A 13,651-nucleotide genomic window follows, 5' to 3' on the forward strand; every position below is an offset into this window, starting at 1 on the left:
AGGTACGGTAAACATGGACTATCAGGGTAGAAAGGTTGTCATTATCGGGTTAGGCCTGACAGGGCTGTCCTGTGTTGATTTTTTCCTGACGCGCGGTGTTGTGCCACGCGTGGTGGATACCCGTATCAGTCCACCGGGCCTTGATAAGTTACCTGCCAATATTGAGCGTCACCTCGGCAGCCTTAATGAAGCGTGGCTGTTGTCTGCGGATTTGATTATCGCAAGCCCCGGTATTGCGCTGGCGACGCCGCTGCTGTGTGAGGCGGCGCAGGCGGGGATTGAAATTATCGGCGATATCGAATTGTTCTGCCGTGAAGCGCAGGCACCTATCGTCGCTATCACCGGTTCCAACGGCAAGAGCACCGTGACCACGCTGGTTGGTGAAATGGCGCGCGCGGCGGGGTTAGCCGTAGGCGTAGGCGGCAATATCGGTGTTCCGGCGCTGGAACTGCTCAAGCAAGAGTGCTCGCTATATGTACTGGAGCTGTCCAGTTTTCAACTGGAAACCACCTACAGCCTGCGTGCCGCCGCTGCGACTATCCTCAATGTCACCGAAGATCACACCAACCGCTATCCGCTGGGGTTGCAGCAGTATCGTGCCGCCAAATTACGTATCTACGAACAAGCCAGCGTCTGTATTGTCAATGCGGATGATGCGTTAACCATGCCGGTACGCGGTGCCGACGATCGCTGCCTGAGTTTTGGTGTCGATGTCGGTAATTACCACCTTAATCGTCAGCAAGGGGAAACCTGGTTACGTGTTAACGGCGAGCGCGTGTTAAATACCCGCGAAATCAAACTGGTTGGGCAGCATAACTATACCAATGCGCTGGCTGCATTAGCGCTGGCTGATGCCGTTGGGATTCCGCGTGCCTCGGCGCTGACGGCGCTGACCACGTTTACCGGCTTGCCGCATCGCTTCCAACTGGCGCTGGAGCGTAACGGCGTTCGCTGGGTTAACGACTCGAAAGCCACCAATGTCGGTAGTACCGAAGCGGCGCTGAGTGGGCTGCGTGTTGATGGCACGCTGCACTTGCTGTTGGGCGGCGATGGTAAATCGGCAGATTTTTCTCCGCTGTTGCCTTATTTGCAGGGCGAGCATATCCGGCTGTACTGCTTTGGACGCGATGGCGGGCAGTTGGCGGCGCTGCGCCCTGACATTGCCGCGCAGACGGAAACCATGGCGCAATCAATGCACCTGATCGCCGAGCGTCTGCGCTCCGGTGACATGGTACTGCTCTCGCCTGCCTGCGCCAGTTTAGATCAGTTCCGCAGCTTTGAGCAGCGCGGCGACGAATTCGCCCGTTTGGCGCAGGAGCTGGGATAATGCGCATTGTCGGAGCCAGTATTGTCGGGCGTCTGAAAAGTTGGATGATGGGGACTCGCGAAAGCGATGACCTCAGCGCCGTACTGTATGATCGGACGCTGTTGTGGCTGACGCTGGGGCTGGCGATTATTGGTTTTGTGATGGTGACATCGGCATCCATGCCGGTAGGACAGCGTTTGGCAAGCGACCCGTTTTTATTTGCCAAACGTGATGCGCTCTATCTTGGGCTGGCATTTGGCTTATCGCTGGTGACGATGCGGGTGCCGATGGAGGTCTGGCAGCGCTATAGCATTGTCTTGCTGTTGGCATCCATCGTGATGCTGCTGGTGGTGTTGGTGGTTGGCAGCTCGGTGAATGGCGCATCCCGCTGGATTTCCCTTGGCCCGTTGCGTGTTCAGCCTGCCGAGCTCTCCAAGCTTTCGCTGTTTTGCTACCTCTCCAGCTATATGGTGCGCAAGGTTGATGAAGTGCGCAGTAACTTCTGGGGCTTTTGTAAACCGATGGGCGTCATGGTAGTGCTGGCGGTGCTGCTGCTGGCCCAGCCGGATCTGGGTACTGTCGTTGTGCTGTTTATTACCACGCTGGCCATGCTGTTTTTGGCCGGTGCCAAATTGTGGCAGTTTCTTGCCATTATCGGTTGCGGCGCTTTTGCCGTTGGGCTGTTGATTATTGCCGAGCCTTACCGTGTGCGCCGCGTGACCTCGTTCTGGAACCCGTGGGACGACCCGTTTGGCAGCGGCTATCAGCTCACCCAATCGCTTATGGCGTTTGGCCGTGGGGAATTATGGGGACAAGGGCTCGGTAACTCCGTACAGAAGCTGGAATACTTACCTGAAGCGCACACCGACTTTATTTTCTCCATTTTAGGAGAAGAGCTTGGCTATATCGGTGTGGTTTTAGCACTGTTAATGATATTCTGCGTCGCTTTTCGGGCGATGTCTATCGGACGCAGAGCACTGGAAATCGATCAGCGTTTTTCTGGTTTTCTGGCCTGCTCAATAGGTATCTGGTTCAGCTTTCAAACACTGGTCAATGTCGGTGCGGCGGCAGGTATGTTGCCGACGAAAGGGTTGACTCTACCGCTTATCAGTTACGGTGGTTCCAGTTTGTTGATTATGTCAACGGCCATCGTGTTGTTGTTGCGTATTGACTATGAGACGCGCCTGACGAAAGCGCAGGCGTTTACGAGGAGTGCCCGATGAGTGGCAAAGGCAAGCGTTTGATGGTGATGGCAGGCGGAACCGGTGGGCATGTGTTCCCTGGTCTTGCCGTTGCGCAACACTTGATGGCGCAGGGCTGGCAGGTGCGCTGGCTTGGCACTGCTGACAGAATGGAAGCCGAACTGGTGCCTAAACACGGCATCGATATCGACTTTATTCGCATTTCGGGGTTGAGAGGGAAGGGACTTGTTGCGCTGCTGCTTGCGCCAGTGCGTATTTTTCGCGCCGTGCGACAGGCCCAGACGATTATTCGCCGTTATCAACCCGATGTGGTGCTGGGCATGGGCGGTTATGTGTCAGGCCCGGGTGGTATTGCCGCCTGGCTGTGCGGTGTTCCGGTGGTTTTACATGAGCAAAATGGTATCGCCGGGCTGACCAATCGTTGGTTGTCGCGTATCGCCAGCCGGGTTTTACAGGCATTTCCCGGCGCTTTTTCTGACGCAGAGGTGGTGGGGAACCCGGTGCGAACCGATGTGTTGGCGCTACCGGCCCCTGAGCAACGCTTGACCGATCGCCATGGCCCGGTGCGCGTGCTGGTCGTTGGCGGCAGCCAGGGCGCGCGCGTGCTCAACCAAACGTTGCCCGGTGTGGCCGCCGCGTTGGGTGAGGCGGTGACTATCTGGCATCAGACCGGGAAAGGCGCGCAAAGCGATGTTCAGGCGGCCTATGCCGATGCCGGGCAGCCGCAGCATCGTATTACGGAATTTATCGATGATATGGCACAGGCGTATGCCTGGGCGGATGTCGTGGTATGCCGCTCTGGCGCATTAACCGTCAGTGAAGTCGCTGCCGCAGGTTTACCGGCGCTGTTCGTGCCTTTTCAGCATAAAGATCGCCAACAATATTGGAACGCTTTACCGCTGGAAAAGGCTGGGGCGGCCAAAATTATTGAACAGTCAGACCTCAGCGTTGAAGCATTAAGCACAACGCTCTCTGGCTGGGATCGGGCAACACTCCGTGAGATGGCGCAAAGAGCCCGCACGGTAGCGCACCCCGATGCAACGCAGAAGGTAGCAGAGCACGTTATCGCCGCAGCGACAGCGAACTCCTCTCGTTCTGCTCAGGATTAATGATATGGCCGGAACTCTCCCGGCATTGATGTAGGTTGCGATAAATAGTGAATACACAAGAACTGGCGAAACTGCGTTCCATCGTGCCGGAGATGCACCGAGTTAGGCACATCCATTTTGTCGGTATCGGCGGTGCCGGTATGGGTGGCATTGCTGAGGTTCTGGCGAATGAAGGCTATGAAATAAGCGGTTCTGACCTGGCACCGAATGCGGTGACGCAACAACTGACCGAGTTGGGTGCGCAGATTTATTTTCACCATCGCCCGGAAAATGTGAATAACGCAAGTGTGGTTGTGGTGTCCAGCGCGATTACAGCAGACAACCCAGAGATTATAGCGGCTCATGAGGCCCGTATTCCCGTGATTCGTCGAGCAGAAATGCTGGCAGAATTGATGCGCTTTCGTCATGGCATCGCAATTGCGGGTACGCATGGCAAAACCACGACGACGGCAATGGTCACAAGTATCTATGCCGAAGCGGGTTTAGACCCGACGTTTGTCAATGGCGGATTGGTTAAAGCGGCGGGGACGCATGCCCGTTTGGGCTCGAGCCGTTTTTTGATAGCTGAGGCGGATGAAAGCGATGCCTCGTTTCTGCATTTGCAGCCGATGGTCGCTATTGTCACCAATATTGAAGCTGACCATATGGATACGTATCAGGGCGATTTTGAGAACCTCAAACAGACGTTCATCAATTTCCTGCATAACCTGCCTTTTTATGGGCATGCGGTGATGTGCCTTGATGATGCGGTGATTCGTGAGCTGTTGCCGCGTGTTGGCCGCCATATTACGACCTATGGTTTTAGTGAGAATGCGGATGTACGCGTGGCTGATTACCGTCAGGTTGGCGCACAGGGCATGTTCACGCTGGCGCGACAGGGTAAACCGCTGCTGAATGTCACCCTCAACGCACCGGGGCGTCATAATGCGTTGAATGCCGCCGCCGCCGTCGCGGTTGCAACGGAAGAAGGTATTGACGACGAGGCCATCTTGCGGGCGCTGGCGCGTTTTCAGGGAACCGGTCGCCGCTTTGATTTTCTGGGCGAGTTTTCCCTGGTGCCGGTTAATGGCAAAAGCGGCAGCGCCATGCTGGTTGATGACTATGGGCATCATCCAACCGAGGTTGACGCGACCATTAAGGCGGCACGGGCGGGCTGGCCGGATAAGCGTGTGGTGATGATTTTCCAGCCGCACCGTTATACCCGTACTCGTGACCTGTACGATGACTTCGCGCATGTTTTGTCTCAGGTCGATGTGTTACTGATGCTGGATGTGTACCCGGCCGGTGAAGCACCGATTCCTGGTGCCGATAGCCGTTCCCTGTGTCGGACGATTCGCGGGCGCGGAAAGATAGATCCTATCATGGTGCCGGATGTTGACGCGTTACCGGAGTTACTGGCGCAAGCATTGCAGGGTGATGACCTGATACTGGTACAAGGTGCCGGTAACATTGGCAAACTGGCGCGTCGGCTGGCGGAAACCCGCCTGCAACCGGCAGCTAAAGACTGAAAATGGGAATATGAGCGCGTGATGGCAGTGATAAAACGAACCTTTATGGGTTGTCTTTTTGGCCAGAAGCCCGATGTTGAGCAGACGGGACACTGGCTGAAGCACTGCTATGAGGTGTGTTTTTCGCACTCGCCCCCGAAAAAGGCAGGGGTATTGCCGCGCATGTCTTGCGGAATTGGCTGATTAGTATGTCGCAGGCGGCGTTAAATACACACGGGCGTGAACCGGGGAACAGTTCGCGAGGCAGCAGTAACGGTGTTCAACTGGCTGGAATCGTGTTCCTGCTCATGGTGGTGGGAACTATCCTGTGGGGAAGCTGGATGGTGCTGGGGTGGATGAAAGATGCCAGCCGTCTGCCACTCTCCCGATTGGTTGTCACCGGTGAGCGGCACTACACCACCAACGATGATATTCGGCAGGCGATTTTGTCATTAGGGCCGCCAGGGACATTTATGACACAGGATGTGAATGTCATTCAGCAGCAGATAGAACGCTTACCTTGGATCAAACAAGCGAGCGTGCGCAAGCAGTGGCCGGATGAATTAAAGATTCATCTGGTTGAATATATTCCGTTTGCGCGCTGGAATGACCAGCTAATGGTTGATAGTGACGGAAATACGTTCAGCGTGCCGGCTGAACGGGTTGGTAATAAAAAACTGCCGATGCTTTATGGCCCCGAAGGCAGTGAAGACGATGTGCTTGAGGGATATCGTGAAATTAGCCAGACCCTGGTGGCAGGCAAATTCATGGTGAAGATGGTGGCGATGACCGCGCGCCATTCATGGCAGGTAGGCTTGGAAGATGATGTCCGCCTTAATCTGGGGCGTGATGACCGCAATCGGCGACTGGCGCGTTTTCTGGAGTTGTATGCGTTATTACAGCGGCAGGCTCAAACGGAAAACAAGCGGGTCAATTATGTCGATTTACGGTACGACACCGGTGCGGCAGTAGGATGGGGCCCGGCGTTTATTGAGCAGCCAAAAGACAGTGATCAGCAAAAAGACATTGGTCAGCAAAAGAACGGTAATCAGCAAAATCAGGCACAGGCTAAACAGCAATGATCAAGTCGACGGACAGAAAACTGGTAGTTGGGCTGGAAATCGGTACAGCAAAAGTCGCTGCACTGGTTGGTGAGGTTCTGCCAGATGGCATGATCAATATCATCGGTGTGGGCAGTTGCCCATCCCGGGGTATGGATAAAGGTGGTGTTAATGATTTGGAGTCGGTGGTCAAGTGTGTGCAGCGCGCCATCGACCAGGCGGAACTGATGGCGGACTGCCAGATCTCTTCGGTGTATCTGGCATTGTCTGGCAAACATATCAGTTGCCAGAACGAGATTGGTATGGTGCCTATCTCGGAAGAAGAAGTGACTCAGGACGATGTAGAAAGCGTGGTGCATACGGCCAAATCTGTCCGGGTGCGCGACGAGCACCGCATCTTGCATGTTATCCCGCAAGAGTACGCGATTGATTATCAGGAAGGGATTAAAAACCCGGTTGGCTTGTCCGGTGTCCGTATGCAGGCCAAGGTGCACCTCATCACCTGCCATAATGATATGGCGAAGAATATCGTCAAGGCAGTAGAACGCTGTGGCTTGAAAGTGGATCAACTGATTTTCGCTGGTCTGGCATCAAGTTATGCGGTGCTGACCGAGGATGAGCGGGAGTTAGGTGTCTGTGTGGTGGATATCGGCGGTGGCACCATGGATATGGCTGTTTACACCGGTGGTGCGTTACGCCACACAAAAGTGATTCCGTATGCTGGTAACGTGGTTACGAGCGATATAGCCTACGCGTTTGGTACGCCGCCGACCGATGCCGAGGCCATAAAAGTGCGTTATGGCTGTGCGCTGGGTTCGATTGTCAGCAAGGATGAAACGGTGGAAGTACCGAGTGTTGGCGGCAGGCCACCTCGTAGTCTGCAACGTCAGACCCTGGCTGAAGTGATTGAACCGCGTTACACCGAATTGTTGAATCTGGTTAATGAAGAGCTGTTGCAGTTGCAGGAGCAGTTGCGTCAGCAAGGCGTGAAACACCATCTGGCGGCTGGTATCGTGCTGACCGGCGGTGCCGCGCAGATTGATGGGCTGGCCGCCTGTGCGCAGCGTGTTTTTCATACACAGGTGCGTATTGGTCAGCCGCTAAACATTACAGGCTTAACGGATTATGCACAGGAACCCTACTATTCGACCGCTGTAGGGTTGCTGCATTACGGCAAAGAGTCTCATCTGAGTGGTGAACACGAAGTTGAGAAGCGCGCTTCTGTCAGCAACTGGTTTAAACGCCTGAATAGCTGGCTAAGAAAAGAATTTTGACGATTATCAAAAGAGATCATGATTACGACTTTTTTGATCTTGAAGTAACACAGGCACAAGACGGAGAGAGATTATGTTTGAACCAATGGAGTTAACCAACGACGCGGTGATTAAAGTCATCGGCGTCGGTGGCGGTGGCGGTAACGCCGTCGAACACATGGTGCGTGAACGCATCGAAGGTGTTGAATTCTTTGCGGTTAACACCGATGCCCAGGCACTGAGAAAAACGGCAGTAGGTCAGACAATCCAGATTGGTAGCGGTATCACCAAAGGGCTGGGTGCCGGAGCTAACCCTGAAGTGGGCCGTAATTCAGCCGAAGAAGATCGTGATGCACTGCGCACCGCTCTGGAAGGTGCAGACATGGTCTTTATTGCGGCTGGAATGGGCGGAGGCACCGGAACTGGCGCTGCACCCGTTGTCGCCGAGGTGGCTAAAGAGCTCGGCATCTTAACCGTTGCTGTGGTGACGAAGCCGTTTAACTTCGAAGGCAAAAAACGCATGGCGTTTGCCGAGCAGGGTATTGCCGAGCTCTCTAAGCATGTCGATTCGCTCATTACCATACCGAATGATAAGTTGCTGAAAGTGCTGGGGCGCGGTATCTCTTTGCTTGATGCGTTTGGCGCAGCGAACGATGTGCTAAAAGGCGCGGTTCAGGGGATTGCGGAACTGATCACTCGCCCAGGTCTGATGAACGTAGACTTCGCCGACGTGCGTACCGTGATGTCTGAAATGGGCTACGCGATGATGGGCTCTGGCGTTGCCCGTGGTGAAGACCGTGCCGAAGAAGCCGCTGAAATGGCGATTTCCAGCCCACTGCTCGAAGATATCGATCTGTCGGGTGCTCGTGGTGTGCTGGTTAACATTACTGCGGGTTTTGATCTGCGTTTGGATGAGTTTGAAACGGTAGGGAACACGATTCGTGCATTTGCTTCTGATAATGCCACGGTTGTGATCGGTACCTCGCTTGACCCAGACATGAATGACGAGCTGCGTGTTACTGTTGTGGCGACGGGTATCGGTATGGATAAACGCCCTGAAATCACGTTGGTGACGAATAAGCAGACCAGCAGCCAGCCTGTTATGGATCACCGTTATCAACAACATGGAATGGCGCCATTGCCGCAGGAGAAACCTGCTGCTAAAGTCGTGAATGATCAGAGCGTACAGCCCAATAAGGAACCGGATTATCTTGATATTCCGGCCTTCTTGCGCAAGCAGGCCGACTAAGGCCGGTTGGCATCTCCGCTCTTTGTGCTAAACTGTGCCGCCGGTCTTGGTATAAGCTAAGGCCGTAGGTTCAGATGAATGCGAGATAATATGATGATCAAACAACGTACACTAAAACGTATCGTACAGGCGACAGGGGTCGGGCTTCATACCGGCAAGAAAGTCACCCTGACTATGCGTCCTGCACCGGCAAATACCGGGGTCATCTATCGTCGCACTGACTTGAATCCACCGGTTGATTTTCCGGCTGATGCCAAATCCGTGCGTGATACCATGCTCTGTACTTGCCTGGTTAATGAGCATGACGTGCGTATTTCGACCGTGGAGCATCTGAATGCGGCTCTGGCAGGGTTGGGTATCGATAATATTGTGATTGAAGTCGATGCGCCGGAAATCCCGATTATGGATGGCAGCGCCAGTCCTTTTGTTTACCTGCTATTGGATGCGGGTATCGAAGAGCTGAATTGTGCTAAAAAATTCCTTCGCCTCAAGCAAGCTGTGCGGGTGGAAGACGGCGATAAATGGGCCGAACTGAAACCATTCAATGGTTTTAGCCTGGATTTCACCATTGATTTCAATCACCCGGTGATTGATGCCGGTTCACAGCGTTTCAAGCTGAATTTCTCCGCTGATGCGTTTGTGCGCCAGATCAGCCGCGCTCGTACCTTTGGCTTTATGCGCGATATTGAATATTTACAGTCGCGTGGTTTGTGTCTGGGTGGCAGTTTCGATTGCGCTATTGTGGTGGATGACTACCGTGTATTGAATGAAGATGGTTTGCGTTTTGATGATGAATTTGTTCGTCACAAAATGCTGGATGCCATTGGTGATCTGTTCATGTGCGGCCACAACATTATCGGTGCATTCACCGCTTTCAAATCTGGCCATGCGCTGAATAACAAATTGCTGCAAGCTGTACTGGCTAAACAGGAAGCGTGGGAATTCGTCACCTTTGAAGACGAAGCGGAAATGCCATTGGCATTCAAAGCCCCTTCTGCTGTGCTGGCGTAAGTGACGGATGATACAGAGGATAAACCATCAAGGTTAATCCCTGTATTATTAGCGCTATCGTGCTTTTGTAACGATGTAATCTTATAACGACGAGGTGTTGCTGGTATTCTCTCCGGCCAGTAACGCCAGTCGTTTTAGTATTTTCTGCAACCCCTCTGGACTTTGCTCCGCCAGGTTATTCAGTATTTCCGCACTGTGAACGCTTAACTTTCGCGTCGTCGATGGTATATCGGCTATCGTTTCGATTGTCGGCGCGCGCTCATTTTCATGCACTTTTGCGGCCAGTGCTGGATTAATCCTGATGTCGATTGCGACCAATGATGGTAGTATTTGTGCGCGCAGCGCTGACAGTATTGCGGGTTGCTCATAACGTAACCGCATTAACCAGTTGGCGCTGGCTGTTTCCAGTATCAGTAGCCCCTGTCGATAGTTAGCGACGCGGCAAAAGGGATGCAGCGCAGAGGGGAGCAAACCCATGACAGCCCGATTGAGCTTTAATAAAGCCAGTGCTCGTTGTTGAATATCGTGCAACGGGCCTGAAGCGGCTGGCGATGCGCCATCAAAAAATGACTCCAGTGATTGTGGACGGTTATCACGCATAACGCAGGCTCCGACGGAAAGAAACTTGTGATTGGTATTTTAAATCGTTGGCGACAATTTGGCAGACGTTATTTCTGGCCTCACCTGTTATTAGGTATGGTTGCGGCGACGCTTGGCCTACCTGCCAATTTTAGCGAGTCGCGTGATACCTCAACGGAACCCAATGCTGTCCCGACCGTTAGCCGCCAACACGTTTCTTACTTTAATCTTCACGATCTGGTCGCCTTAAAGGATTCTCGCCGTCGATCACTGCTGAGTAACGATTTTTGGCATCAACACGCGATTCGCACGGTCATCCGGCATCTCTCGTTTGCCTTAACGCCCGCAGTGGCGGTGACTGACGTCACTTCTGACCATCGTCAGGCGTTGCTGGAGACGCTTAACGCATTGTTAATACGTGATACGCCGCTTGCGTTTTCTGGCGTATCAGTTGTACCGCCCCCCCATACTACCCTTTCTTATCACACAGGTCTGTGGTTATCACAGGTTCAGGGCATTCGAGCCGGTCCAATGTGCTGATGGCTGCTACGCACGTGTGTGCGAGTGGTGCTTGTGTTGAAATTTTCCTTGTTTGATGTTTGCCAGCATCAGTGAACTGGCATTGTTGAGACTAAAATTATTATGTTAATCAAATTATTAACCAAAGTTTTTGGTAGCCGTAATGACCGTGCGCTGCGCCGTATGCGCAAAATTGTTGAAGTCATCAACCGCCTTGAGCCGGATATGGAGAAACTCTCCGATGACGAGCTAAAAGCGAAAACACAGCTGTTTCGTGAGCGGATTAAGAAAGGTGAAACGCTGGAAACATTACTACCGGAAGCTTTTGCTGTTGTTCGCGAAGCCAGTAAACGTGTGTTTGGCATGCGTCATTTTGATGTACAGCTGATAGGCGGCATGGTGCTGAATGAACGTTGTATTGCGGAAATGCGTACCGGTGAGGGGAAAACGTTAACCGCAACGCTGCCGGCTTACCTGAACGCGCTGACCGGTCGTGGTGTACACGTTGTAACGGTGAATGACTATCTGGCGCAGCGTGATGCGGAAAATAACCGCCCGCTGTTCGAATTTCTCGGCTTAACGGTAGGTATTAACCTGCCAGGGATGCCAGCACCAGCCAAGCGTGAGGCGTATGCAGCCGATATCACCTATGGCACTAACAATGAGTATGGTTTTGACTACCTGCGCGACAACATGGCTTTCAGCCCAGAAGAGCGTGTACAGCGCGAGTTGTATTACGCACTGGTGGATGAAGTTGACTCCATTTTAATTGACGAAGCGCGTACGCCGCTCATCATTTCCGGCCCGGCGGAGGATAGCTCTGAACTCTATATGCGGGTTAACAAAATCATCCCGCATCTGATCCGTCAGGAAAAAGAGGACTCTGATACTTTCCAGGGGGAAGGGCATTTTTCCGTTGATGAGAAGGCGCGTCAGGTTAACCTGACGGAGCGCGGTTTGGTCAAAATTGAAGAGCTGTTGGTGAATGAAGGCATCATGGCGGAAGGTGAGTCACTGTATTCTCCAACCAATATTATGCTGATGCACCATGTAACCGCAGCACTGCGCGCGCACGTCTTGTTTACCCGCGATGTGGATTACATCGTCAAAGACGACGAAGTGATCATTGTTGATGAGCACACGGGGCGTACCATGCAAGGGCGTCGCTGGTCTGATGGTTTACATCAGGCGGTAGAGGCCAAAGAAAATGTAAAAATCAACAACGAAAACCAGACGCTGGCCTCGATTACCTTCCAGAACTATTTCCGTATTTACGAAAAACTGGCGGGGATGACAGGGACGGCGGACACAGAAGCGTTTGAGTTCAGCTCCATCTATAAGCTGGATACCATTGTGGTACCGACTAACCGGCCGATGATCCGTAAAGATTTGCCTGATTTGGTCTACATGACTGAGCAGGAAAAAATCGGCGCAATCATTGAAGATATCAAAGAACGTACCGTTAAAGGCCAGCCGGTATTGGTCGGGACTATCTCGATTGAAAAATCCGAGGTGGTTTCTCATGCGCTGACGAAGGCCGGCATTACACACAATGTTCTCAATGCCAAGTTCCACGCCATGGAAGCCGATATTGTTGCGCAGGCGGGACGCTCCGGTGCCGTGACGATTGCAACTAACATGGCCGGTCGTGGTACCGATATCGTGCTGGGGGGAAGCTGGCAGTCTGAGGTTGCGCAACTTGAGAACCCGGATGATGCACAGATAGCCGAAGTTAAGGCGCGCTGGCAGCAGCGTCATGATGAGGTTCTGGCGGCAGGTGGGTTGCATATCATTGGCACCGAGCGCCATGAGTCGCGCCGTATCGATAACCAGTTGCGCGGTCGTTCTGGTCGTCAGGGGGATGCGGGCTCATCGCGTTTTTACCTGTCGATGGAAGATGCTCTGATGCGTATTTTTGCCTCCGATCGCGTGTCTAACATGATGCGTAAACTCGGTATGAAAGAAGGCGAGGCTATTGAGCATCCTTGGGTAACGAAAGCTATCGCTAACGCACAGCGTAAGGTGGAGAACCGTAACTTCGATATTCGTAAACAGCTGCTTGAATATGATGATGTGGCGAACGATCAACGACGAGCGATTTACACACAGCGTAACGAATTGCTTAACGCATCGGATGTCAGTGAAACCATCAATAGCATCCGTGAAGACGTGTTTAAAGCCACCATTGATGCGCATATTCCACCGCAATCGCTTGAGGAAATGTGGGATATTGCGGGGCTTGAGCAGCGGCTGAAAAACGATTTTGATCTCGACTTGCCGATAGCTGAGTGGCTGGATAAAGAGCCGGAATTGCATGAAGAAACGCTGCGTGAGCGTATCTATGAGCAAGCGGTGGACGTTTACCGTCGTAAAGAAGAGGTTGTGGGTAGCGACGTGATGCGTAACTTTGAAAAAGGCGTCATGCTGCAAACGCTGGATTCACTGTGGAAAGAGCATCTGGCTGCAATGGATTATCTGCGTCAGGGCATCCATTTGCGTGGCTATGCGCAAAAAGATCCAAAACAGGAGTATAAACGCGAGTCATTCGCGATGTTTGCTTCGATGCTGGAGGGCCTGAAATATGAAGTCATCAGTACCCTGAGCAAAGTGCAGATAAGAATGCCGGAAGAAATCGAGGCGCTTGAACAACAGCGCCGCGAAGAGGCCGAGCGCCTGGCCCGCCAGCAGCAACTGAGCCATCAGGATGAGGCTGCGGCCACTGGTGATGCGCCGTTTGCCGATCGCAAAATTGGCCGTAACGACCCTTGCCCGTGTGGTTCAGGGAAAAAATACAAACAGTGTCATGGCCGTTTGCAAAAATAGCGTAGCGATGGCGCGTTAAGCGGTTTGCTAAGGCGGTCTATGACCGCCTTTT

Annotated in this window: 11 protein-coding genes; 10 read left to right on the forward strand and 1 reads right to left on the reverse strand. The window is 53.0% G+C overall.

Features of this window, described 5'->3' with window-relative positions; translation table 11 throughout:
* Positions 1-13: 13 nt before the first annotated feature.
* From murD to lpxC, 8 genes are all read left to right on the forward strand, one after another.
* Entirely contained in the window at positions 14-1,327 is a 1,314-nt protein-coding gene (murD, locus tag O1Q98_RS14630) for a UDP-N-acetylmuramoyl-L-alanine--D-glutamate ligase (RefSeq protein WP_125260655.1), read from the forward strand.
* Positions 1,327-2,529 carry a cell division protein FtsW gene (ftsW, locus tag O1Q98_RS14635; protein ID WP_125260654.1) on the forward strand — a complete coding sequence of 401 codons (1,203 nt, stop codon included), beginning with the start codon at positions 1,327-1,329 and terminating at the stop codon, positions 2,527-2,529. The genes murD and ftsW overlap by 1 nt, the downstream gene beginning before the upstream one ends.
* A complete protein-coding gene (murG, locus tag O1Q98_RS14640) occupies positions 2,526-3,617 on the forward strand; it encodes an undecaprenyldiphospho-muramoylpentapeptide beta-N-acetylglucosaminyltransferase (RefSeq protein WP_125260653.1) in 1,092 nt (363 codons plus the stop codon). The genes ftsW and murG overlap by 4 nt, the downstream gene beginning before the upstream one ends.
* 47 nt (positions 3,618-3,664) lie before the next feature.
* Positions 3,665-5,125 (forward strand): UDP-N-acetylmuramate--L-alanine ligase, encoded by a 1,461-nt coding sequence (gene murC, locus O1Q98_RS14645; protein ID WP_125260652.1) that lies wholly within the window; start codon positions 3,665-3,667, stop codon positions 5,123-5,125.
* A 188-nt stretch (positions 5,126-5,313) separates the two neighbouring features.
* Positions 5,314-6,186 (forward strand): cell division protein FtsQ, encoded by an 873-nt coding sequence (gene ftsQ, locus O1Q98_RS14650; protein ID WP_125260651.1) that lies wholly within the window; start codon positions 5,314-5,316, stop codon positions 6,184-6,186.
* Positions 6,183-7,439 (forward strand): cell division protein FtsA, encoded by a 1,257-nt coding sequence (gene ftsA / locus O1Q98_RS14655; protein ID WP_035344206.1) that lies wholly within the window; start codon positions 6,183-6,185, stop codon positions 7,437-7,439. Before ftsQ ends, ftsA begins: the two co-directional genes overlap by 4 nt.
* A 73-nt stretch (positions 7,440-7,512) precedes the next feature.
* Entirely contained in the window at positions 7,513-8,667 is a 1,155-nt protein-coding gene (gene ftsZ, locus O1Q98_RS14660; protein WP_125260650.1) for a cell division protein FtsZ, read from the forward strand.
* 93 nt (positions 8,668-8,760) lie between these two features.
* Positions 8,761-9,678, forward strand: a complete 918-nt coding sequence (lpxC, locus tag O1Q98_RS14665) for a UDP-3-O-acyl-N-acetylglucosamine deacetylase (protein ID WP_164513041.1) — start codon at positions 8,761-8,763, stop codon at positions 9,676-9,678.
* Positions 9,679-9,759: 81 nt separating this feature from the next.
* On the opposite strand, the gene O1Q98_RS14670 is transcribed toward lpxC, so the two are convergent.
* Complete coding sequence (locus O1Q98_RS14670) at positions 9,760-10,278, reverse strand: DUF721 domain-containing protein (RefSeq protein WP_125260648.1); 519 nt, start codon at positions 10,276-10,278, stop codon at positions 9,760-9,762.
* Positions 10,279-10,305: 27 nt separating this feature from the next.
* On the opposite strand from O1Q98_RS14670, the gene secM reads away from it, so the two are divergent.
* Both secM and secA read left to right on the forward strand, forming a co-directional pair.
* Complete coding sequence (secM, locus tag O1Q98_RS14675) at positions 10,306-10,797, forward strand: secA translation cis-regulator SecM (protein WP_125260647.1); 492 nt, start codon at positions 10,306-10,308, stop codon at positions 10,795-10,797.
* A gap of 102 nt (positions 10,798-10,899) precedes the next feature.
* On the forward strand, positions 10,900-13,599 hold the full coding sequence (gene secA, locus O1Q98_RS14680; protein WP_125260646.1) for a preprotein translocase subunit SecA: 2,700 nt from the start codon (positions 10,900-10,902) through the stop codon (positions 13,597-13,599).
* The last annotated feature ends 52 nt before the right edge of the window (positions 13,600-13,651 follow it).

It is taken from the genome of Dickeya lacustris, from assembly GCF_029635795.1.
Classification (GTDB): Bacteria; Pseudomonadota; Gammaproteobacteria; order Enterobacterales; family Enterobacteriaceae; genus Dickeya; species Dickeya lacustris.

Bases quoted from the DNA above. Each gene is read 5' to 3' on its own strand.
- ftsZ (WP_125260650.1), top strand. From the start codon at position 7,513: ATGTTTGAACCAATGGAGTTAACCAACGACGCGGTGATTAAAGTCATC.
- ftsW (WP_125260654.1), top strand. From the start codon at position 1,327: ATGCGCATTGTCGGAGCCAGTATTGTCGGGCGTCTGAAAAGTTGGATG.
- murD (WP_125260655.1), top strand. From the start codon at position 14: ATGGACTATCAGGGTAGAAAGGTTGTCATTATCGGGTTAGGCCTGACA.
- lpxC (WP_164513041.1), top strand. From the start codon at position 8,761: ATGATCAAACAACGTACACTAAAACGTATCGTACAGGCGACAGGGGTC.
- O1Q98_RS14670 (WP_125260648.1), bottom strand. From the start codon at position 10,278: ATGCGTGATAACCGTCCACAATCACTGGAGTCATTTTTTGATGGCGCA.
- murG (WP_125260653.1), top strand. From the start codon at position 2,526: ATGAGTGGCAAAGGCAAGCGTTTGATGGTGATGGCAGGCGGAACCGGT.
- ftsQ (WP_125260651.1), top strand. From the start codon at position 5,314: ATGTCGCAGGCGGCGTTAAATACACACGGGCGTGAACCGGGGAACAGT.
- ftsA (WP_035344206.1), top strand. From the start codon at position 6,183: ATGATCAAGTCGACGGACAGAAAACTGGTAGTTGGGCTGGAAATCGGT.
- secA (WP_125260646.1), top strand. From the start codon at position 10,900: ATGTTAATCAAATTATTAACCAAAGTTTTTGGTAGCCGTAATGACCGT.